This window comes from Enterobacter cloacae complex sp. IR53041 (genome assembly GCF_049238285.1).
Taxonomy (GTDB): domain Bacteria; phylum Pseudomonadota; class Gammaproteobacteria; order Enterobacterales; family Enterobacteriaceae; genus Enterobacter; species Enterobacter roggenkampii.
The window spans coordinates 58,251-79,591 of the sequence record NZ_JBMKHB010000024.1; the positions used below are offsets into that span (position 1 = coordinate 58,251).

The 21,341-nt window shown below is 53.9% G+C and carries 19 protein-coding genes; 11 read left to right on the plus strand and 8 right to left on the minus strand.

Going from position 1 to position 21,341, the window contains the following annotated elements:
• Window positions 1-8 precede the first annotated feature (8 nt).
• The 3 genes from ACOTXF_RS16960 (at window position 9) to ompL (ending at window position 3,619) form a co-directional block, all read left to right on the plus strand.
• Window positions 9-1,391, plus strand: coding sequence for an MFS transporter (locus tag ACOTXF_RS16960; RefSeq protein ID WP_316937176.1), 1,383 nt, complete (start codon window positions 9-11; stop codon window positions 1,389-1,391).
• 42 nt (window positions 1,392-1,433) lie between these two features.
• Entirely contained in the window at window positions 1,434-2,858 is a 1,425-nt protein-coding gene (locus ACOTXF_RS16965) for an MFS transporter (RefSeq protein WP_048962884.1), read from the plus strand.
• Between the two features lie 74 nt (window positions 2,859-2,932).
• Window positions 2,933-3,619, plus strand: coding sequence for a porin OmpL (gene ompL / locus ACOTXF_RS16970; protein ID WP_032635449.1), 687 nt, complete (start codon window positions 2,933-2,935; stop codon window positions 3,617-3,619).
• Between the two features lie 80 nt (window positions 3,620-3,699).
• Here ompL and typA read toward each other — a convergent pair whose 3' ends face one another.
• The gene (gene typA, locus ACOTXF_RS16975; RefSeq protein ID WP_047745792.1) at window positions 3,700-5,523 is read right to left on the minus strand and encodes a ribosome-dependent GTPase TypA; all 1,824 of its coding nucleotides are present in this window, start codon (window positions 5,521-5,523) and stop codon (window positions 3,700-3,702) included.
• Window positions 5,524-5,899: 376 nt separating this feature from the next.
• On the opposite strand from typA, the gene glnA reads away from it, so the two are divergent.
• From glnA to ACOTXF_RS16995, 4 genes are all read left to right on the plus strand, one after another.
• Window positions 5,900-7,309: a glutamate--ammonia ligase gene (glnA, locus tag ACOTXF_RS16980; protein ID WP_008501856.1), complete on the plus strand. Its 1,410-nt coding sequence runs from the start codon at window positions 5,900-5,902 to the stop codon at window positions 7,307-7,309.
• A 170-nt stretch (window positions 7,310-7,479) separates the two neighbouring features.
• Complete coding sequence (glnL, locus tag ACOTXF_RS16985; protein ID WP_008501857.1) at window positions 7,480-8,529, plus strand: nitrogen regulation protein NR(II); 1,050 nt, start codon at window positions 7,480-7,482, stop codon at window positions 8,527-8,529.
• An 11-nt stretch (window positions 8,530-8,540) separates the two neighbouring features.
• Entirely contained in the window at window positions 8,541-9,953 is a 1,413-nt protein-coding gene (gene glnG, locus ACOTXF_RS16990; protein ID WP_008501858.1) for a nitrogen regulation protein NR(I), read from the plus strand.
• A gap of 110 nt (window positions 9,954-10,063) precedes the next feature.
• Entirely contained in the window at window positions 10,064-10,174 is a 111-nt protein-coding gene (locus tag ACOTXF_RS16995; RefSeq protein WP_032622955.1) for a YshB family small membrane protein, read from the plus strand.
• Between the two features lie 100 nt (window positions 10,175-10,274).
• Here the strand turns inward: ACOTXF_RS16995 and hemN are convergent, their stop codons facing one another.
• The gene (hemN, locus tag ACOTXF_RS17000) at window positions 10,275-11,648 is read right to left on the minus strand and encodes an oxygen-independent coproporphyrinogen III oxidase (protein WP_048962883.1); all 1,374 of its coding nucleotides are present in this window, start codon (window positions 11,646-11,648) and stop codon (window positions 10,275-10,277) included.
• A gap of 188 nt (window positions 11,649-11,836) precedes the next feature.
• A complete protein-coding gene (gene yihI / locus ACOTXF_RS17005; protein ID WP_008501860.1) occupies window positions 11,837-12,352 on the minus strand; it encodes a Der GTPase-activating protein YihI in 516 nt (171 codons plus the stop codon).
• A 580-nt stretch (window positions 12,353-12,932) separates the two neighbouring features.
• On the opposite strand from yihI, the gene yihA reads away from it, so the two are divergent.
• Window positions 12,933-13,562 (plus strand): ribosome biogenesis GTP-binding protein YihA/YsxC, encoded by a 630-nt coding sequence (gene yihA / locus ACOTXF_RS17010; protein ID WP_047745794.1) that lies wholly within the window; start codon window positions 12,933-12,935, stop codon window positions 13,560-13,562.
• A 312-nt stretch (window positions 13,563-13,874) separates the two neighbouring features.
• On the opposite strand, the gene polA is transcribed toward yihA, so the two are convergent.
• Window positions 13,875-16,667, minus strand: a complete 2,793-nt coding sequence (gene polA / locus ACOTXF_RS17015) for a DNA polymerase I (protein ID WP_047745796.1) — start codon at window positions 16,665-16,667, stop codon at window positions 13,875-13,877.
• Window positions 16,668-17,001: 334 nt separating this feature from the next.
• Entirely contained in the window at window positions 17,002-17,268 is a 267-nt protein-coding gene (locus ACOTXF_RS17020; protein ID WP_223861884.1) for a hypothetical protein, read from the minus strand.
• Between ACOTXF_RS17020 and ACOTXF_RS17025 the strand changes: the two genes are divergently transcribed.
• A complete protein-coding gene (locus tag ACOTXF_RS17025) occupies window positions 17,165-18,016 on the plus strand; it encodes an acyltransferase (RefSeq protein WP_232927050.1) in 852 nt (283 codons plus the stop codon). The two genes, ACOTXF_RS17020 and ACOTXF_RS17025, sit on opposite strands and share 104 nt — an antisense overlap.
• 23 nt (window positions 18,017-18,039) lie before the next feature.
• Here ACOTXF_RS17025 and dsbA read toward each other — a convergent pair whose 3' ends face one another.
• From dsbA to ACOTXF_RS17040, 3 genes are all read right to left on the minus strand, one after another.
• Window positions 18,040-18,663, minus strand: a complete 624-nt coding sequence (gene dsbA, locus ACOTXF_RS17030) for a thiol:disulfide interchange protein DsbA (RefSeq protein ID WP_234115329.1) — start codon at window positions 18,661-18,663, stop codon at window positions 18,040-18,042.
• A 26-nt stretch (window positions 18,664-18,689) separates the two neighbouring features.
• On the minus strand, window positions 18,690-19,676 hold the full coding sequence (locus ACOTXF_RS17035) for a serine/threonine protein kinase (protein WP_008501865.1): 987 nt from the start codon (window positions 19,674-19,676) through the stop codon (window positions 18,690-18,692).
• Window positions 19,677-19,751: 75 nt separating this feature from the next.
• A complete protein-coding gene (locus ACOTXF_RS17040) occupies window positions 19,752-20,021 on the minus strand; it encodes a YihD family protein (protein ID WP_045416839.1) in 270 nt (89 codons plus the stop codon).
• Between the two features lie 68 nt (window positions 20,022-20,089).
• Here ACOTXF_RS17040 and mobA point away from each other — a divergent pair, with 68 nt between their 5' ends.
• Window positions 20,090-20,674: a molybdenum cofactor guanylyltransferase MobA gene (gene mobA / locus ACOTXF_RS17045; protein ID WP_023293674.1), complete on the plus strand. Its 585-nt coding sequence runs from the start codon at window positions 20,090-20,092 to the stop codon at window positions 20,672-20,674.
• Complete coding sequence (gene mobB / locus ACOTXF_RS17050; RefSeq protein WP_032654253.1) at window positions 20,671-21,174, plus strand: molybdopterin-guanine dinucleotide biosynthesis protein MobB; 504 nt, start codon at window positions 20,671-20,673, stop codon at window positions 21,172-21,174. Before mobA ends, mobB begins: the two co-directional genes overlap by 4 nt.
• Window positions 21,175-21,341: the final 167 nt, after the last annotated feature.

The following is a 21,341-nucleotide window of genomic DNA, read 5'->3' on the forward strand; positions in this document are numbered from 1 at the left end:
GAACAATAATGAGTCAACATACTTCCGATCCGGCAACCCTACGCCTGCCGTTTAAAGAAAAACTCGCCTACGGGATGGGCGATCTCGGCTCAAACATCCTGCTGGATATCGGCACGCTTTATCTGCTGAAGTTTTACACCGACGTGCTGGGGCTGCCGGGCACCTACGGCGGAATTATCTTCCTGATTGCGAAGTTCTTTACCGCCTTCACCGATATGGGCACCGGGATCATGCTCGACTCCCGGCGCAAGATCGGCCCGAAAAGAAAATTCCGCCCGTTCGTGCTCTATGCGGCGTTCCCGGTGACCTTACTGGCGATTGCCAACTTCGTTGGCACGCCGTTTGAAATCACCGGTAAAACGGTGATGGCGACGGTGCTGTTCATGCTGTACGGCCTGTTCTTCAGCATGATGAACTGCTCCTACGGCGCGATGGTGCCCGCCATTACCAAAAACCCGGACGAGCGCGCCTCGCTGGCCGCCTGGCGTCAGGGCGGCGCTACGCTGGGCCTGCTGCTCTGTACCGTGGGTTTTGTTCCGGTGATGAACCTGATTGAAGGCAATGACCAGCTTGGCTATATCTTTGCCGCCACCCTCTTCTCGCTGTTCGGACTGTTTTTTATGTGGTGGTGCTACAAGGGGGTGACCGAACGTTACGTCGAGGCGCAGCCCGCCAACCCGGCGCAAAAACCGGGGCTGCTGCAGTCGTTTCGCGCCATCGCCGGGAACCGTCCGCTGTTTATCCTGTGCATCGCCAACCTGTGCACGCTGGGCGCCTTTAACGTCAAACTCGCCATTCAGGTCTACTACACGCAGTACGTGCTGAACGACCCGATCCTGCTGTCGTACATGGGCTTCTTCAGCATGGGCTGCATTTTTATCGGCGTCTTTATGATGCCCGGCGCGGTGCGGCGCTTCGGCAAGAAAAAGGTCTACATCAGCGGGCTGATGATTTGGGTGGCGGGCGATCTGCTCAACTACTTCTTCGGCGGCGGCTCGGTGAGCTTTGTGGCGTTCTCCTGCCTGGCCTTTTTCGGCTCCGCGTTCGTGAACAGCCTGAACTGGGCGCTGGTGTCCGATACCGTGGAGTACGGTGAGTGGCGCACCGGCGTGCGCTCAGAGGGGACGGTCTATACCGGTTTTACCTTCTTCAGGAAGGTCTCTCAGGCGCTGGCGGGCTTCTTCCCGGGGATCATGCTCACGCAGATCGGCTATGTGCCCAACGTGGTGCAATCCAGTGGCACGGTTGAAGGGCTGCGGCAGCTGATATTTATCTACCCGAGCCTGCTGGCAGTTATCACCATCGTGGCGATGGGCTGCTTCTACAACCTCAACGAGAAGATGTATGTGCGCATCGTCGAAGAGATCGAACTGCGCAAACGTACGGCATAATGACGTGATAGAGCGCCCTGCGGGGCGCTTTGAGGATCGACCATGACACATAATACTGATCCGTTAACCCTGAAATTGAGCCTGCGAGAGAAGTGCGCCTACGGGATGGGCGATTTTGGCTCGAACTTGATGCTGTGTATTGGCACGCTGTATCTGCTGAAGTTTTACACCGATGAACTGGGCATGCCGGCGTTCTACGGCGGCATTATTTTCCTCGTCGCGAAGTTTTTCACCGCCTTTACCGACATGCTGACCGGGGTGCTGCTCGACTCACGGCGTAATATCGGCGCGCGGGGGAAGTTCCGGCCGTTTATTCTTTATGCCTCCGTCCCGGTGGCGCTGGTCGCGACGGCGCAGTTTATGGCCAACGACTTTAGCCTGACGGTGAAAACGGCCCTCGCCACCGTGCTCTTCATGATGTTTGGCCTCTGCTATAGCCTGATGAACTGCGCCTACGGTGCGATGGTCCCGGCCATCACCAAAAACCCGAACGAGCGCGCGCAGCTTGCGGCGTGGCGTCAGGGCGGCGCAACGGTAGGACTGTTGCTCTGCACCGTCGGCTTTATGCCCATTCAGGCGCTGTTCGTCCACCAGCCCTCACTCGGCTATCTGGTGGCCGCGCTGGTGTTCGTTACCGGCGGCCTGTTCTGCATGTGGTGGTGCTACAGCGGGGTGAAAGAACGCTACGTCGAGCTTACGCCCGATCACCATAAGCCCGGCATTCTGAAATCATTCTGCGCGATTTTCCGCAATCCGCCGCTGCTGGTGCTGTGCATCGCCAACCTGTGCACTCTCGCCGCGTTTAACATCAAGCTGGCGATTCAGGTCTATTACACCCAGTACGTGCTGAACGATCTGCATCTGCTGTCGTGGATGGGCTTTTTCAGCATGGGCTGCATTCTGATTGGCGTGTTTCTGGTGCCCGGCGCGGTAAAGCGCTTTGGCAAGAAACCGGTCTATCTGGGCGGGCTGGCGCTGTGGGCGGTGGGCGACGTGCTGAATTTCTTCTGGGGGACCAGCTCCCTGCTGTTCGTGCTTTTTTCCTGCATGGCCTTCTTCGGCACGGCGTTTGTTAATAGCCTGAACTGGGCGCTGGTGCCGGATACCGTCGATTACGGCGAGTGGAAAACCGGCATTCGCGCCGAAGGGTCGGTGTATACCGGCTATACCTTCTCGCGCAAAATCTCCGCCGCGCTCGCCGGTTTCCTGCCCGGCATCATGCTGACCCAGATTGGCTACGTTCCCCATGCCGTCCAGAGCGCGGGCACGCTGCTTGGGTTGCGTCAGCTGATTTTCCTCTGGCCGTGCGGCCTGGCGATTGTTGCTGCCGTGACCATGGGGCTGTTTTATAAACTCAACGAAGCGCGCTTCGCCTTTATTATCGAGGAGATTGGAAAACGGAAGAAACAAACCGTGAATACCCCTGAGATAACCACCAACAATAAAGCGTCAGCAGTCACTTTATAACAATAAATCCGGCCACTATGTCCTTCCTGTTTATCAGGAGGGAGGCCTTTCTGTACCTGATACATGGACAAATTATGAAAAGAATCATCACTGTACTGATCGTGTCGTCTGTGTCCTGCCCGGTATTTGCCGGGGCCTATGTCGAAACGCGTGAAGCCTACAATACGGCCTCAGAGATGCACGAGGTGATCCTGCGTGCGGGCTATAACTTCGATATGGGCGCGGGACTGATGTTCACCAACGCCTATAACGTGGGTAAATGGGATGAACTTAAGCACAGCTATAACGAAATCGAGGGGTGGTATCCGCTCTTTAAGCCGACCGATAAACTCACCTTCCAGCCCGGCGGGTTGATTAACGACAGCAGCGCAGGTTCGGGTGGCGCGGTCTATTTAGATACCAACTACAAATTTACAGACTGGTTTAATCTGACGTTCCGCTATCGCTATAACCATAACAACTACGATACGCCGGACTATAACGGGCAAATGGATAAGAACGACACGCACGAATTTGCCAACTACTGGAATTTCAAAGTAACGGATGCATTTTTCTACACCTTTGAACCGCACTTTTTCCAGCGGGTGAATGATTATCACAGCAAAAATGGCAAAGACCATCACTGGGAAATTACCAATAAATTCAGTTACAGGATCGACAGAAACTGGCTGCCGTACCTCGAACTGCAGTGGCTGGACCGATGGAATGATTACAACCGGGAGCAGTACCGGATCCGTTTAGGGCTACGGTATTCGTTCTAATAAAAAAAGCCGCTGATCGCTCAGCGGCTTTTTCGTTGCCGGGTGGCGCATGCGCATACCCGGCCTACGGCATAACCGAATTACTCTTCTTTCGCACCGCGCATAGCACGTTTACGATCGTTCTCGGTCAGGTGACGTTTACGGATACGGATAGACAGCGGAGTCACTTCTACCAGTTCGTCGTCATCGATGAATTCCAGAGCCTGCTCCAGGGTCATCTTGATCGGTGGAACCAGAACCGTTGCTTCGTCAGTACCGGACGCACGCATGTTGGTTAGTTTCTTACCGGTCAGGCAGTTTACGGTCAGGTCGTTAGAACGGCTGTGGATACCGATGATCTGGCCTTCGTAAACTTCAGCACCGTGACCCAGGAACAGCTTACCGCGATCCTGCAGACCGAACAGCGCAAACGCAACCGCTTTACCCTGACCGTTGGAGATCAGTACGCCGTTGTTACGCTGGCCCACTTCGCCCGGACGCACGTCGTCGTAGTGGCTGAAGGTGGAGTACAGCAGACCGGTACCAGAGGTCATGGTCATGAACTCAGAACGGAAGCCGATCAGGCCACGGCTTGGGATCACGTAGTCGAGACGTACGCGGCCTTTGCCATCTGGATTCATGTTTTTCAGGTCGCCTTTACGCTCGCCCAGCGCCTGCATCACAGAACCCTGGTGCTGCTCTTCAACGTCCAGCGTCACGTTTTCGAACGGCTCTTGTTTACGGCCGTCGATTTCGCGGAAGATAACTTTCGGACGGGAAACCGCCATCTCGAAACCTTCACGACGCATGTTTTCGATCAGAACAGACAGGTGCAGCTCACCACGACCGGATACGCGGAAGGCATCAGCGTCTTCGGTTTCTTCAACGCGCAGCGCAACGTTGTGCACCAGCTCTTTGTTCAGGCGGTCAAGGATCTGACGAGAGGTAACGAACTTACCTTCTTTACCACAGAACGGAGAGGTGTTGACGTTGAAGAACATGGTAACGGTTGGTTCATCAACAGACAGGGCTGGCAGCGCTTCCACGTTCTGCGGATCGCAGATGGTGTCAGAGATGTTCAGCTCGCCCAGACCGGTGATCGCGATGATGTCGCCCGCTTCAGCCAGATCGCTGTCGATACGCTCCAGACCCAGGTGAGTCAGCACTTTGCCAACTTTACCGTTGCGGGTTTTGCCTTCGCTATCGATGATAGTAACCTGCTGGTTTGGCCTCACTTTACCGCGTTTGATACGACCGATACCGATGACGCCAACGTAGTTGTTGTAGTCCAGCTGGGAGATCTGCATCTGCAGTGGACCATCCAGATCAACATCCGGTGCCGGTACGTGATCGACAATCGCCTGATACAGCGGGGTCATGTCTTCCGCCATATCTTCGTGGTCCAGACCCGCGATACCATTCAGCGCCGAAGCGTAAATGATAGGGAAGTCCAGCTGTTCGTCGGTCGCGTCGAGGTTAACGAACAGGTCGAATACCTGATCAACAACCCAGTCAGGACGTGCGCCAGGACGGTCAACCTTGTTGATAACAACAATTGGTTTCAGGCCATGGGCAAATGCTTTTTTGGTCACGAAGCGCGTTTGCGGCATTGGGCCGTCAAATGCGTCAACCACCAGCAGCACGGAATCCACCATGGACATCACGCGCTCAACTTCACCACCGAAGTCGGCGTGCCCTGGGGTATCAACGATGTTGATACGGTAGTCATTCCATTTAATAGCGGTGTTTTTCGCGAGGATAGTAATCCCACGCTCTTTCTCCAAATCGTTGGAGTCCATCACACGCTCTTGAGTTTCGGCACGTGCATCAAATGTACCGGATTGCTGCAGCAGCTTATCAACCAGGGTAGTTTTACCATGGTCAACGTGCGCGATGATGGCGATGTTACGCAAATTTTCGATCACAACTTTGCCTCAGGCATTAGAAATAGCGCGTTATTGTACACGGATTAATCGCACTACAAAACAGGATCACAAACATCCTCCGCAAACAAGTATCGCAGAGATGCTTTGTGATCGCTTTCACGGAGCGAAAAAGGGCACTTTAACGAAAATTGCACCAATATGGTGCTCGGTGTTCACACTAAAGCACTATACTGGTGCAACATTACCATTGTGGTGCAGCCCTTTTGCACTATGGTGCGCATGATAACGCCTTTTTGGGGTGTTTTAAAAGTTGGCACAGATTTCGCTTTATAAAAATTACATGGCAACAGCCAGTACAAACAGAAACTGAAGACCTCGTTACCACGACGACAATGACCAATCTGGAGAGTTAAGTATGTCCGCTGAACACGTTTTGACGATGCTGAACGAACATGAAGTGAAGTTTGTTGATCTCCGCTTCACCGACACCAAAGGTAAAGAACAGCACGTCACAATCCCTGCTCATCAGGTGAACGCCGAATTCTTTGAAGAAGGCAAAATGTTTGACGGCTCCTCCATTGGTGGCTGGAAAGGCATTAACGAATCCGACATGGTTCTGATGCCAGATGCAACCACTGCGGTCATTGATCCGTTCTTCGAAGAACCTACCCTGATCATCCGTTGCGACATCCTCGAGCCAGGCACGCTGCAGGGCTACGACCGCGACCCACGTTCTATCGCGAAACGCGCTGAAGAGTACCTGCGTTCTACCGGCATCGCGGACACCGTTCTGTTCGGGCCAGAGCCAGAGTTCTTCCTGTTCGATGACATCCGTTTTGGTGCCTCTATCTCTGGCTCCCACGTGGCTATCGACGACATCGAAGGCGCATGGAACTCCTCCACCAAATACGAAGGCGGTAACAAAGGTCACCGTCCAGGCGTGAAAGGCGGTTACTTCCCGGTTCCTCCGGTCGACTCTGCACAGGACATTCGTTCCACCATGTGTCTGGTGATGGAAGAGATGGGCCTGGTTGTTGAAGCTCACCACCACGAAGTGGCGACTGCGGGTCAGAACGAAGTGGCTACCCGCTTCAACACCATGACCAAAAAAGCGGACGAAATTCAGATCTACAAATACGTTGTGCACAACGTTGCGCACCGTTTCGGTAAAACTGCGACCTTCATGCCAAAACCAATGTTTGGCGACAACGGTTCCGGTATGCACTGCCACATGTCTCTGTCCAAGAACGGTACCAACCTGTTCTCTGGTGACAAATATGCCGGTCTGTCCGAGCAGGCGCTGTACTACATTGGCGGCGTAATCAAACACGCTAAAGCGATCAACGCCCTGGCGAACCCAACCACCAACTCCTACAAGCGTCTGGTCCCGGGCTACGAAGCGCCAGTGATGCTGGCCTACTCTGCGCGTAACCGTTCTGCTTCTATCCGTATCCCGGTGGTGGCGTCTCCTAAAGCGCGTCGTATCGAAGTTCGCTTCCCGGATCCAGCGGCTAACCCATACCTGTGCTTCGCAGCACTGCTGATGGCCGGTCTGGACGGTATCAAGAACAAGATCCACCCAGGCGAAGCGATGGACAAAAACCTGTACGACCTGCCGCCAGAAGAAGCGAAAGAGATCCCACAGGTTGCTGGCTCTCTGGAAGAAGCCCTGCAGGCGCTGGACGCAGACCGTGAGTTCCTGACCGCAGGTGGGGTATTCACTGACGACGCTATCGATGCCTACATCGCCCTGCGTACTGAAGAGAACGACCGCGTGCGCATGACTCCGCATCCGGTTGAGTTCGAACTGTACTACAGCGTTTAATTAAGTTGTTTTACCCGGCGTGACAAGCGCCGGGAGTAGTTGCCGTGGAAACTTTTAGCCCATCTCCGGATGGGCTTTTTTCTCCACCAACAATCTGATCTCACGCGCTTTTGACGCCGAAAACGCTATACTGCACTAAATTAGTGCAAACGACTCCAGGAGACTGCTGAATGGCAACTGGCACGCTGCCCGATGCTGGGCAGATCCTCAATTCTTTGATTAACAGCATTTTGCTGGTGGATGACGAGCTGGCCGTTCATTACGCCAACCCGGCGGCACAGCAGCTGCTCGCCCAAAGCGCACGCAAACTGTTCGGCACCCCGCTTCCGGAACTTCTGAGCTATTTTTCGCTGAATATTGGCCTGATGCAGGAAAGTTTACAGGCGGGCCAGGGTTTCACCGATAACGAAGTGACGCTGGTGATCGACGGGCGCTCGCACATTCTGTCGCTGACCGCGCAACGTCTTCCCGAAGGCTTGATCCTGCTGGAAATGGCGCCGATGGATAATCAGCGTCGCCTGAGCCAGGAGCAGCTTCAGCATGCGCAGCAAATTGCCGCCCGAGACCTGGTGCGCGGCCTGGCGCATGAAATCAAAAACCCGCTGGGTGGGTTACGCGGCGCGGCGCAGCTTCTGACCAAGGCGCTGCCCGACCCTGCGCTGGCGGAGTACACCAACGTCATCATCGAGCAGGCGGACCGCCTGCGGAATCTGGTTGACCGTCTTCTCGGGCCACAGCAGCCGGGAATGCACGTCACAGAAAGCATCCATAAAGTGGCCGAGCGCGTGGTGAAGCTCGTCTCGATGGAGCTGCCAGAGAACGTCACGCTGGTGCGTGATTACGACCCAAGCCTGCCGGAACTGGCCCATGACCCGGATCAGATTGAGCAGGTCCTGTTGAACATTGTGCGCAATGCCCTGCAGGCGCTTGGACCGGAAGGGGGCGAGATTATTTTACGCACCCGTACCGCCTTCCAGCTCACGTTACACGGCGTGCGCTATCGGCTTGCGGCCCGTATCGACGTCGAGGATAACGGCCCCGGTATTCCATCGCATCTTCAGGACACTCTGTTCTACCCGATGGTCAGCGGCCGCGAAGGCGGAACCGGCCTGGGCTTATCCATTGCCCGCAGTTTGATCGACCAACACTCTGGAAAAATTGAATTTACCAGTTGGCCGGGACATACCGAGTTTTCGGTTTTCCTGCCGATTAAAAAATAAAGGTGACGTTTATGCAACGAGGGATAGTCTGGGTAGTCGATGACGATAGCTCCATCCGTTGGGTGCTTGAACGCGCGCTCACAGGGGCTGGATTAAGCTGCACGACGTTTGAGAGCGGCAGCGAAGTGCTCGACGCACTCACCACTAAAACGCCCGATGTTCTGCTGTCGGATATCCGTATGCCGGGCATGGACGGGCTGGCGCTGTTAAAGCAGATCAAACAACGCCACCCTATGCTTCCGGTCATCATAATGACGGCTCATTCCGATCTGGATGCCGCGGTGAGCGCTTACCAGCAAGGGGCATTCGATTATCTGCCCAAACCGTTTGATATCGACGAAGCGGTGGCGCTGGTCGAGCGCGCGATAAGCCATTATCAGGAGCAGCAACAGCCGCGCCACGCGCCCGATTTCGGGCCAACCACCGACATCATCGGCGAAGCGCCGGCGATGCAGGACGTGTTTCGCATTATTGGCCGTCTGTCCCGCTCCTCCATCAGCGTCTTGATCAACGGCGAATCGGGGACCGGTAAAGAGCTTGTGGCCCATGCCCTGCATCGCCACAGCCCGCGGGCAAAAGCGCCGTTTATCGCCCTCAATATGGCGGCGATCCCGAAGGACTTGATTGAATCCGAACTGTTCGGCCACGAAAAAGGGGCGTTTACCGGCGCAAATACCATTCGCCAGGGGCGCTTCGAACAGGCTGACGGCGGCACGCTGTTCCTGGATGAGATCGGCGATATGCCGCTGGACGTTCAGACCCGTCTGCTGCGCGTGCTGGCCGACGGGCAGTTTTATCGCGTGGGCGGTTATGCGCCGGTGAAGGTGGACGTGCGCATCATCGCCGCAACCCACCAGAACCTGGAGCAGCGCGTGCAGGAAGGCAAATTCCGGGAGGATTTATTCCATCGTCTGAACGTCATTCGCGTTCATCTGCCGCCGCTGCGTGAACGCCGGGAAGATATTCCCCGCCTGGCGCGTCATTTCCTGCAGGTGGCCGCCCGCGAGCTGGGCGTAGAAGCCAAGCAGCTTCACCCGGAAACCGATGCTGCCCTCACCCGCCTCGCGTGGCCGGGCAACGTGCGTCAGCTGGAAAATACCTGCCGCTGGTTAACCGTGATGGCTGCCGGTCAGGAAGTGCTGATTCAGGATTTACCGGCCGAGCTGTTTGAGGCGACCGCGCCGGAAAGCAGTAGCGGACACGCGCTGCCGGACAGCTGGGCGACGCTGCTGGCGCAGTGGGCCGACCGCGCGCTGCGTTCCGGTCATCAAAACCTGCTGTCTGAGGCTCAGCCTGAGATGGAGCGTACGCTGTTGACCACCGCGCTTCGTCATACCCAGGGTCATAAGCAGGAAGCCGCTCGCCTGTTAGGATGGGGACGCAATACCCTGACGCGCAAGCTGAAAGAGCTGGGAATGGAGTAATATCCGCGCTTGTGTAAAGGTTATTAATTGAGCGCAAATTGCCGTTATTTTGCGCTTTACTGTTCCGATGAGTTTTGTATGATCGTGCCCGGAAATTGGGGGTGAACATCATGCTGGAAACATTCGTGAATATGCTCTCTAGCGGAGCCGCTGAAAGCCACACGCCACAAACCGCCGTTGCGGCGGTGCTGTGTGCGGCGCTGGTTGGGCTGTTTAGCTAGCGAGTTGGCGATGAAAAGCCGGGTGGCGCTTCGCTTACCCGTCCTACATTTCGCACTTTTGTAGGCCGGGTAAGGCGAAGCCGCCACCCGGCATTACCGTTTAAATCACCCGCGAGAACTGCTGCATACGCGCTTTCTGACGCAGATATGCGTCAAAGCACATGCAGATATTGCGGATCAACAGACGCCCTTTCGGCGTGACCTCAATCGCGCTCTCCGACACATCCACCAGCCCGTCTTTCGCCAGCGGCGCCAGCAGCTTCAGATCTTCCGCGAAATAATCGCTGAAGTTCAGCGCCCACTGCGCTTCCACGTCCCTGAAATCGAGACGGAAGTTGCAGATAAGCGCTTTAATCACATCACGACGGATGCAGTCGTCACGGGTTAGCGCGATGCCGCGCCACAGCGCGTTGCCGGTTTCATCTACCTGCTGGTAGTAGAGCTTCAGCTCTTTCTGGTTCTGCGCGTAGCAGTCACCAATCATGCTGATGGCAGAGACGCCCATGCCGAGCAGATCGGTATCGCCCTGGGTCGTGTAGCCCTGGAAGTTGCGGTGCAGTACCCCTTCGCGCTGAGCAACGGCCAGCTCGTCATCAGGACGGGCAAAGTGATCCATGCCGATAAACTGATAGCCGGTGTCGGTCAGCGAGGTGATGGTTTCCTGCAGGATATCCAGCTTCTGCTGGGCAGAAGGCAGATCGGCATCTTTGATTTTGCGCTGGGCGGCAAAGAGCGTCGGCAGATGCGCGTAGTTAAAGACGCTCAGGCGGTCCGGACTGAGTTCAGCCACGCGCTTCAGCGTAAAGGCAAAGCTTTCCGGCGTCTGCTTTGGCAGGCCGTAAATCAGGTCAATATTGGTCGACGTGAAACCGATGTCACGCGCATGGTTGAGTAAGGCAAAAATAAAGTCTTCGTCCTGCTCGCGGTTCACCAGACGCTGAACCTCTTTATTGAAGTCCTGCACGCCCATGCTCAGGCGGTTGAAGCCTTCTGCGCGTAAGTGATCCAGCACATCCAGCTCAATTTCGCGCGGATCGACTTCGATCGAGATTTCAGCATCGTCGTTAAAACTGAAATTGCCGCGCAGCAGGGTCATCAGGCGGCTTATTTGCGCTTTGTTCAGATAGGTTGGCGTACCGCCGCCCCAGTGAAGCTGGCTGACGTGACGGCCTTTAAACAGCGGCGCGCGGTGCACAATTTCCTGTTCGAGCGCGTCAAGATACTGGTCGGCTTTATGCTGCTGGCGGGTCACGATTTTATTGCAGCCGCAGAAGTAACAAAGCTTGTGGCAGAACGGAATATGGACGTAGAGCGACAGCGGACGCTCAGGATAGCGCGCGACAGCCTGCTGAAAATCCTCCTCGCCGAAGGCATCGGAGAACTCCAGCGCGGTGGGGTATGACGTATAACGCGGCCCGGAATAGTTATATTTCTGGATTAGGGCCAAATCCCAGTCGATAGTTGGTGCTGACATGCTCACTCCTTCCGTTGGTGTCGCGTTCGTATACGGCGGCCCGTTCTGACCCCATTGCGGGCCATCATTCGGGTGCGCAGCCACTTCTGTCGCCGCGACAACCGCCGTAGTTTAACGAATAACCACACCAGATAACATATAACCGGAAGGGTTATAAGCAGGACTATCGAGCCTGCCGGGTGCAAATGTTAGTTTCCACCCTTCAGAAGACGCATCATATCTTCCTGCTTTTCGTCTTCTTCTTCGTCGTCTTCGTCATCGTAAGACAGACCCAGCTTCTGCATCAGCTCGTCGATGCGATCCAGTTTGGCATCCACCCATGACTGCTCTTCGGCGGTCAGGGTTTCACCCTCTTCAAGACGTTCCAGCAGCGCGTCCAGGCGCTCATCGTTCTCCAGCAAATCCAGCTCAGCCTGCGGTGAAAGCATAGGTTTCTCGCTCTTTGGTTTGTGCTGCTTAGTGACCGGGGTGTCTGTCACGCCCAGTGGAATGGGAGTTTTACTGCCGATACGAGGATCTTTCTGCTGCTTGCTTTTTGCAGAAGCGCCCGCTGCACCACCACCGTTGGCACGGCTACCCGCAGCATGACCGCGATGTTTCTTGTCGCGTTTGCGGTCGCGCGCTTCCTGGTTCAGTTCTTCGCGCGTTTTGCGGCGTGCTTTTGCAGGGCGTTTCGCGCCCGCAGCGGAGGTTGGTTTTTTCATGATGTTTTATCTTTAAGTCGTTTTCTTCAGTATAGAATTGCGGCGAAATCTAGCAGAAAGCAAGCAAAGAAAAAAGGCGACAGAGCAATCTGTCGCCTTTTTTCCTGACTCACAACCCTTAACGGGTCAGACATTCCATGTTTGCCAACAACAAACCCTGTTTATCCCTTGGCTAATACCGTCCGTGATACGGTTCCATTTCCTGTTAAAACGCCTCCAGGCGCTGGTCGTCCTGACAATCCTGCGTCTTCGCCTCCTGGCGCTCCTGACCCTTATCCTTAAGTCATCATCCTGTTGGCTTCCTCGCCTTGCCGCATACTTTACCGTGTTCGCTTAAACTAACAAGCAACGAAACGGTACAAAAACGGATTTTCAGATAATTACCTGGAAATAAGATGATGATTTAAAACAGTTTGCCTTTTTCTTGCTCCTGCGATTTCTCTGAAATCTCCCATAGTACGTATAGCCAATCTCTCACAGCGGCCAGGGCTTAAGCCTACAGGCTGAGTGCAATGAAAAAAGTCTTTTGCCCGCATTCAGGTATAATCCCCCTCAGATTACGATTTTTGGAGACGACCACGTGACTACCTGGAACTACCAACAGACGCATTTTGTCACCAGTGCGCCCGATATTCGCCACCTCCCCTCTGATACCGGTATTGAAGTGGCCTTTGCTGGCCGCTCTAATGCGGGGAAATCCAGCGCCCTGAATACGCTGACCAATCAGAAGAACCTGGCGCGTACCTCAAAAACACCTGGCCGTACCCAGCTGATCAACCTGTTTGAAGTCGCAGAGGGCAAACGCCTGGTCGACTTACCGGGGTACGGTTATGCGCAGGTACCCGAAGAGATGAAAATCAAATGGCAGCGTGCGCTGGGTGAATACCTCGAAAAACGCATGTGCCTGAAAGGTCTGGTGGTATTGATGGATATTCGCCACCCGCTGAAAGATCTCGATCAGCAGATGATCGACTGGGCGGTGGCAAGCGATATCGCCGTGCTGGTGCTGCTGACGAAAGCCGATAAGCTGGCAAGCGGCGCACGTAAAGCGCAGGTGAATATGGTTCGCGAAGCGGTGCTGGCGTTCAACGGCGATGTGCAGGTTGAGCCGTTCTCCTCGCTGAAAAAGCAGGGCGTGGACAAGCTGCGTCAGAAGCTCGACACCTGGTTTAGCGAGCTGCAACCCGCGACGGAAGCGGAAGAAGAGTAATACCGAGCGCGGCAATGGCCGCGCTTTTTTTTGCCTGAACATTTCTTTGCCGCAATAAAAAACGCCCCAGTCATTACTGACTGGGGCGGCTAAAATATTCAGCCAAATCCGATTACGTGAAGTAAAAGGTCTGAAAGATAGAACATCTTACCTCTGTACCCTACGCCGATAACTCTACCCCTTTTTGTGTTGCAGAAAAAGCACTTTTTGTAGTTTTTTTTCATTCTTTACATAGGGAATTCTAATGATCGTCACAAAACGCGCGTTGCCATGTTGCAAACTTACATAAAAAGCGCGTTATGCGAAGAACCCTTAGTGAGCCTGATCCCAGTTTTCACCACTTCCCACTTCCACCAGCAACGGCACGTCCAGCGTCATGCTGCTTTCCATCAGTTCGTGGATCTTCTTCGACACGGCGTCGAGGTCGTCCTTGTGCACTTCAAATACCAGTTCATCGTGTACCTGCATGATCATTTTCACACGCGGTTTCTCTTTCTCGAGCCAGGCATCCACGGCGATCATTGCACGCTTAATAATGTCCGCCGCGGTCCCCTGCATCGGGGCGTTGATCGCGGCACGCTCTGCGCCCGCGCGGCGCGCCGCGTTGCTGGATTTGATGTCCGGTAAGTAGAGACGGCGGCCGTCCAGGGTTTCAACGTAACCTTTCTCTTTCGCCTGCGCGCGGGTACGTTCCATATATTCCAGCACGCCCGGGTAGCGCTCGAAGTAGAGATCCATATACTTCTGCGACTCTTTACGCGGAATATTGAGCTGGCGTGAAAGGCCGAACGCGCTCATGCCGTAGATCAGACCGAAGTTGATCGCTTTAGCGCTGCGGCGCTGTTCGTTGGTCACGCTGTCCAGCGGCAAGCCGAAGACTTCCGCCGCGGTTGCCCGGTGGATATCCTTCCCTTCGGCAAACGCGGTCAGCAGGCCTTTGTCGCGGGACAGATGCGCCATAATGCGCAGCTCAATTTGCGAGTAGTCAGCAGAGACAATCAGATAATCCTCTGGTGCGATGAAAGCCTGGCGAATACGGCGGCCCTCTTCGTTACGTACCGGGATGTTCTGCAGGTTGGGATCGGTTGACGAGAGACGACCGGTCGCCGCGACAGCCTGATGATATGAGGTGTGCACGCGGCCCGTTTTCGGGTTGATCATCAGCGGAAGCTTATCAGTGTAGGTAGACTTCAGCTTCGCGAGACCACGGTACTGCAGAATCACTTTTGGCAGCGGGTAGTCCAGCGCCAGCTCTTCCAGCACCTCTTCAGAGGTTGAAGGCGCACCGCCAGGGGTTTTCTTCAGCGGCTTGATGCCCTGCTTTTCAAACAGAATGGTTTGCAGCTGCTTCGGTGAAGAGAGGTTAAACGGCTCGCCTGCAAGCTCATGCGCTTTTTGCTCCAGCTCGGTCAGGCGCTGCGCCAGCTCCCCGGAGTGGTTATGCAGCACCGTTGGATCGATTTTCACGCCGTTGCGTTCAATGCGGGACAGCACGGGTACCAGCGGCATCTCAATATGCTGGAACACATTCAGCGGACCTTCGTGCTTTTGCAGTTTTGGCCACATTTTCAGGTGCAGCTGCAGCGTAACGTCAGCGTCTTCCGCCGCGTAGCGTCCTGCCTCTTCGAGAGCAATCTGGTTAAAGGTGAGCTGATTTTTCCCTTTGCCGGCAATCTCTTCGAAGGTGATCGTTTTGTGCTTGAGCCAGCGGTCAGATAAGGAATCCATATCATGGCGGCCCGCGACGCTGTCCAGAATGTAAGATTCAAGCATGGTGTCGAAGGCGATCCCGCGCAGTTCAATGCCGTAGTTTTGCAGAATGCCGCGGTCGTACTTGAGGTTTTGCCCAACCTTAAGCGCCTTTTCATCTTCCAGAATCGGCTTCAGCAGCTCAAGCACGCGTTCACGGGAGATCTGTTCCGGCGCGTCCAGGTAATCGTGCGCCACGGGAACATAGGCCGCATGACCTGGCTCTGTCGCAAATGACAGGCCTACCATATTGGCAGAGATGTTATCGAGACTGTCCGTTTCGGTGTCAAAGGCAAAGACCGGCGCTTTTTTCAGTTTCTCGATCCAGGCAATGAGCTGTGACTCTTCAAGAAGAGTTTCATAATTGTCGAAGGAAAGCGCCACGGCTTCTTCTTCCGCCTGCTCTTCTGCATCAACGACAATCGTCTCCTTCGGCTTTGTGGAAGGTTTTGCCCCTTTTGCCTGCAGCCATTTACCGGCTTCCACGTCAGTGGTCCAGCGCTTAAATTCGTATTTCTTAAACAGGCTTAGAAGCTCGTCCGCAGAAGGCTGCTGCACTTCCAGCTGTTCACAGCCCAGTTCGAGCTCGACATCGGTTTTGATTGTGGCCAGCTTATAAGAGAGATAAGCCACCTCTTTGTTCTCTTCCAGCTTCCCAGCCATGGTTTTGGCACCACGGAAGGAGAGACTGGCGATTTTGTCTGATTCCGCGTAGAGCGTATCCAGCCCGCCCAGCCCCTGAAGCAGCGCCTGCGCGGTTTTCTCACCGACGCCAGGGACACCAGGAATGTTATCCGAGGAGTCGCCCATCAACGCGAGGAAATCGATAATCAGCTCTGGCGGCACGCCATACTTTGCAACCACCTCTTCCGGCCCAAGAATGGTGTTGGTCATGGTGTTAATCAGGGTAATCCCTGGCGTCACCAGCTGCGCCATATCTTTATCACCGGTGCTAATCAGTACCGGACGACCCATCTTTTCAGCTTCACGCGCCAGCGTACCGATGACGTCATCCGCTTCAACCCCAGAAACGGCCAGCAGCGGCAGACCCATCGCTTTCACCATCGCATGCAGCGGCTCTATCTGCGCACGCAGATCGTCAGGCATTGGCGGACGGTGGGATTTGTAATGTTCAAACAACTCGTCGCGGAACGTTTTGCCTTTCGCATCAAACACGACGGCCGCATGGGTTGGCTGATACTGAAGGAGCAGGCTGCGCAGCATATTCAGCACGCCATACATTGCGCCGGTAGGTTCCCCTGCGCTGTTGGTCAGAGGAGGAAACGCATGGTACGCCCGATACAGGTAAGAAGAGCCATCGACGAGAATAAGAGGGTTTTCTGGGATCTGAACCATAATGTCCGTGCCTTTAATCAATTTATGCGTAAAGGATGCCACAGAAGGATGAAAACATCAGTTATTCAGGCCCGATACAGGAAAAGATTTTGCGATCGTGAGGATCGCTCGTAAAAATCAAACTGTGGATAAGTTTGTGAGTATTTTCACTTCACATGAATAACAGACGTAAAAAATACATATAAGGCAATATTTAGATCTTAATTATCAGATTGTTATGTTATGAGATCGCCTCTATATGGCCAACTGATGACAATTTAGTCTATGTGGATATAAGCCTTGATTTACGCAGAACAACAGCGAAATCTTCTGCGCCGGGGTAAAAGCCGCCAATTCACCCTGTGAAAGCGCCATTCATTTGTCTGTTTTCTGGTAAAATCAGCGCCCAGCGTCGACTATCCGGTCGCTCACTTACAGCTAACCACCTGAAAAAGCTCATCATGTCGAGATTGCTCGCTGCAATAACATTACTGCTAAGCATCATTTTAACTATCCTGGTGACGATCGCCTGTTCCGTACCGATCATTCTCGCCGGGATCATTAAACTGCTGCTGCCTGTATCCGTGGTGTGGCGAGCCGTGTCCGCATTTTGTAATTTCATGATGTATTGCTGGTGCGAAGGACTGGCGATCCTGTTGCGCCTTAACCCGCACCTGAAGTGGGATGTCAAAGGGCTGGAGAACCTTAACAAAAAGAACTGGTACCTGCTGATCTGCAATCACCACAGCTGGGCGGACATCGTGGTGTTATGCGTGCTTTTTCGCAAACACATCCCGATGAACAAATATTTCCTGAAACAGCAGCTCGCCTGGGTGCCTTTTATCGGGCTGGCCTGCTGGGCGCTCGATATGCCGTTTATGAAACGCTATTCGCGCAGCTATTTGATTCGTCATCCGGAACGTCGCGGTAAGGATGTGGAGACCACGCGCCGCTCCTGTGAAAAGTTTCGTGCGCATCCAACGACCATCGTGAACTTTGTTGAAGGCTCCCGCTTTACGGAAGAGAAGCGCCAGCAAACTCGCTCTCCGTATCAGCATCTGTTGCCGCCAAAGGCAGCGGGGATTGCGATGGCGCTTAACGTGCTGGGAGCACAGTTCGATAAACTTCTTAACGTCACGCTCTGCTATCCGGAAAACGATAAGACGCCGTTCTTCGATATGCTCAGCGGCAAACTGACGCGTATTGTCGTGCACGTCGACCTGGTCCCGATTGACGCTGAACTGCACGGTGATTACGTAAACGATAAGAACTTCAAACGTCGTTTCCAGCAGTGGCTTAATACGCTCTGGAAAGAGAAAGACGAACAGATAGACAAGATAAAATGTTCATACAAAAACGCCGGTCAATGACCGGCGTTTTTACATCAGCGAAATTACTTCTTCTCAACCAGGTATTTCACGGTATCTGCATACTGCTGAACGAAAATATCCATGCTGCTGGTGTCCATGCCCTGCATGTTCAGCTGATATTTGCCGTTAACAAACATCGCCGGAACGCCCTGAAGCTGGAGGTCAGCAGCCGCTTTTTCCTGCTGGGCAACCAGTGATTTCACCACGAAGCTGTTCCATGCGGCATCGTACTCTTCACCTTTCACGCCGGCATCAACGAACACTTTACGGATATCCGCAGTGGTCTGAACGGTCTGGGTTTTCTGTACGGCTTCAAACATTGGCGAAGTGATCTTATCTTCTAAGCCCAGTGCCATCGCCACCGCCCATGCCTGAGTCAGGTCTTTACCCAATGGGCCCAGGAACTCGACGTGGTACTTGGTCATTTTGGTGCCTTCCGGCAGCTTTTTCTTCACGTTGTCAGAGACATGCAGCACCTGCTCGAACTGGTAACAGTGTGGGCAATAGAACGAGAAGAACTCCAGTACCTGTGGCTCGCCAGCGACCGGCTTCTCCAGCGTGATGTACTGTTTGCCGTCGGTAAACTGTGCAGCAGAAGCGCTAAATGCCAGAATCATACCTGCCAGCGCCAGCCAAATTTTTTTCATGATTAACTCTCTCCTGGGTGTGTCCATTAATACATCGGCGTTAATTGCAGAGGGGGCTCCTGAAGAACCTTAACCTGCTCAGTAAATGTAGATATCTGGCTACGCCAGTAATCCTCTCCGGTAAGCCACGGGAAATTACGAGGAAATGCCGGATCGTCCCAACGCCTGATTAACCATGCGAGATAATAAACAAAACGCATCGCACGTAAAGGCTCAATCAGGGCAATTTCGTCTGAATTAAACGGGCTAAATTCTTCATAAGCTTCAATAATGGTTTCAAGCTGCATGCGCTGCTCGGCTTTGTCGCCATTGAGCAGCATCCACAGGTCCTGAACCGCTGGCCCCATACGCGCATCATCGAGATCGACAAACAGCGGGCCGTCACGCCAGAGAATATTCCCGGCGTGACAATCGCCATGCAGACGCAGGACGGAAATATCATCGCGCCAGCAGGTTTTCACTGCAGCAATAAGCTTATCGGTGGCGTTGAGGAAATCATCCTTTAGCGCTGCGGGGATCATTGCAGACGTTTCGAATATTGTGCGCGGTTCAAGAAGGTATTCCTGAATCCCCATAGTCGGGCGGGCAATAAAGGCTTTTTTGCGTCCCGTCTGGTGTATACGCCCAAGATAGCGGGCAACCCACTCCATCTGATCGATATTATCCGCTTCAAACTGACGGCCACCCAGACTTGGGAATACTGCGTAGTAATACCCTTCGTGCGTAAGGAGCGTTTGGTTATTGAATTTCAGCGGTGCGGCAACGGGGACATCGTCATCCAGCAGATCGTGAGCGAACTGATGCTCTTCCTGAATTTGTTCAGCGGACCAGCGTTCAGGACGATAGAATTTTACGACATAGCGCTGACGATCCTCGTCCTGAAATTGATAGACGCGGTTTTCGTAGCTGTTTAGCGGTGTTAGCCCGGAATCCACCCGAATACCCTGTTCAAACAGGGCATCCATAATGGTGTCCGGGTGTAATGTCTGGAAAGTAAAAGCCTGGTCGTTCATCCGATCATCCGGAAATTATACGAATGATTCAGGATATCATCTTGTGGCGATTTCGGTGCCGCCGCTTACAAGCTTTTACTCTTTAATTACGCCTCGGGCGCGCAGCAATGCAGTCTTAAAATCTTCCTCATAATCTTTCTGAATACCAGGAATAACAGCATCTTTGGCAGAGTCGCGCATTTTAAGGTGGTAGATCAGGATGTCGTCAGAAAGGTCTGCCAGATCGCCTTCAAAACCTGACTCTTTTGCCAGTTTCTGTAAAAATTGCATCAGATTGAGCTCTGGCTCTTTTTGCCAAGCGGGCTGGAGGAGTTCAATAACTTCATTCAGACGTTTACATTTCATGGTGGTGCTCCTTTCATTTAGAGTGACACGTTAGCAGGGTCAATCCCACAATAAAAGAGGCGATATTCGTGAATGTTAGCCAGGAAATCATCGGGGTCGTTCTGGCAGGCGGCAGAGCAACGCGAATGGGCGGTAAAGATAAGGGGCTTCAGCTTCTTAATGGAAAACCCTTGTGGCAGCATGTCGCCGATACGCTCGCCGGCCAGGTGACGGCAATGGCCATCAGCGCGAACAGGCATATCGACACTTACCGGCAAAGCGGGTACGCCGTTTATCAGGATAGCCTTGAAAATTACCCGGGACCGCTTGCCGGTATGCTTTCAGTCATGCAACAGTCGCACGGAGAGTGGTTCATCTTCTGCCCCTGCGATACCCCGTTTATTCCGTCCTGTCTTGTCGAGCGTCTGTTCCTGCTTCGTGGTACGGCTCCTGTGGTTTGGGTACATGACGGCGAGCGTGACCATCCTGCTATCGCGTTGATGCATCGATCGCTAGCGCCTGCTCTGCAGGCCTACCTGGCCGCGGGAGAGCGCAGAGTGATGGTCTTTATGCGTGAGTCTGGCGGCCATTCCGTTGATTTTAGCGATGTGAAATCAGCGTTTGTGAACGTAAATACGAGTGAAGATTTGCAGATGATGCAGGAGAAAAGATGATACCTGTTGTAGCCATTTCCGCCTGGAGTGGGACCGGGAAAACCACGCTGTTGAAAAAGCTCATTCCTGCGCTTTGTGCCAGAGGGCTTCGCCCTGGTTTGATTAAGCATAGTCATCACAACATGGACATTGATACGCCCGGAAAAGACAGCTATGAGCTGCGTAAGGCAGGAGCAGCACAAACGATGGTAGCAAGTCCTCAGCGCTGGGCGTTAATGACAGAAACGCCGGATGAGGCGCCGCTGAATCTCGCTTATCTCGTTAGCCGGATGGATCACTCCACGCTGGATCTGGTGCTGGTTGAGGGATTTAAGCATGAGGCCGTGCCTAAGATCCTACTTTTCAGAAGCGATGCCGGGCATGATTTGAGCGAGTTAACGCTGGATGAGCATGTGATTGCGGTGGCCAGCGATGTGGCAGTGGAACTTGAGGTTCCGGTGCTGGATTTAAATGATGTGGACGGGATTGCGCAGTTTATTGTGGCGTGGAGTGCGGTCTGACTTGCCGGGTGGCGGCTTTGCCTTACCCGGCCTACCGTTTTTTGGCGCAGAAACGCAAAAAGGCCATCCTTCCGGATGGCCTCTTCACTTGTTTGATGCCTGGCAGTTCCCTACTCTCACATGGGGAGACCCCACACTACCATCGGCGCTACGGCGTTTCACTTCTG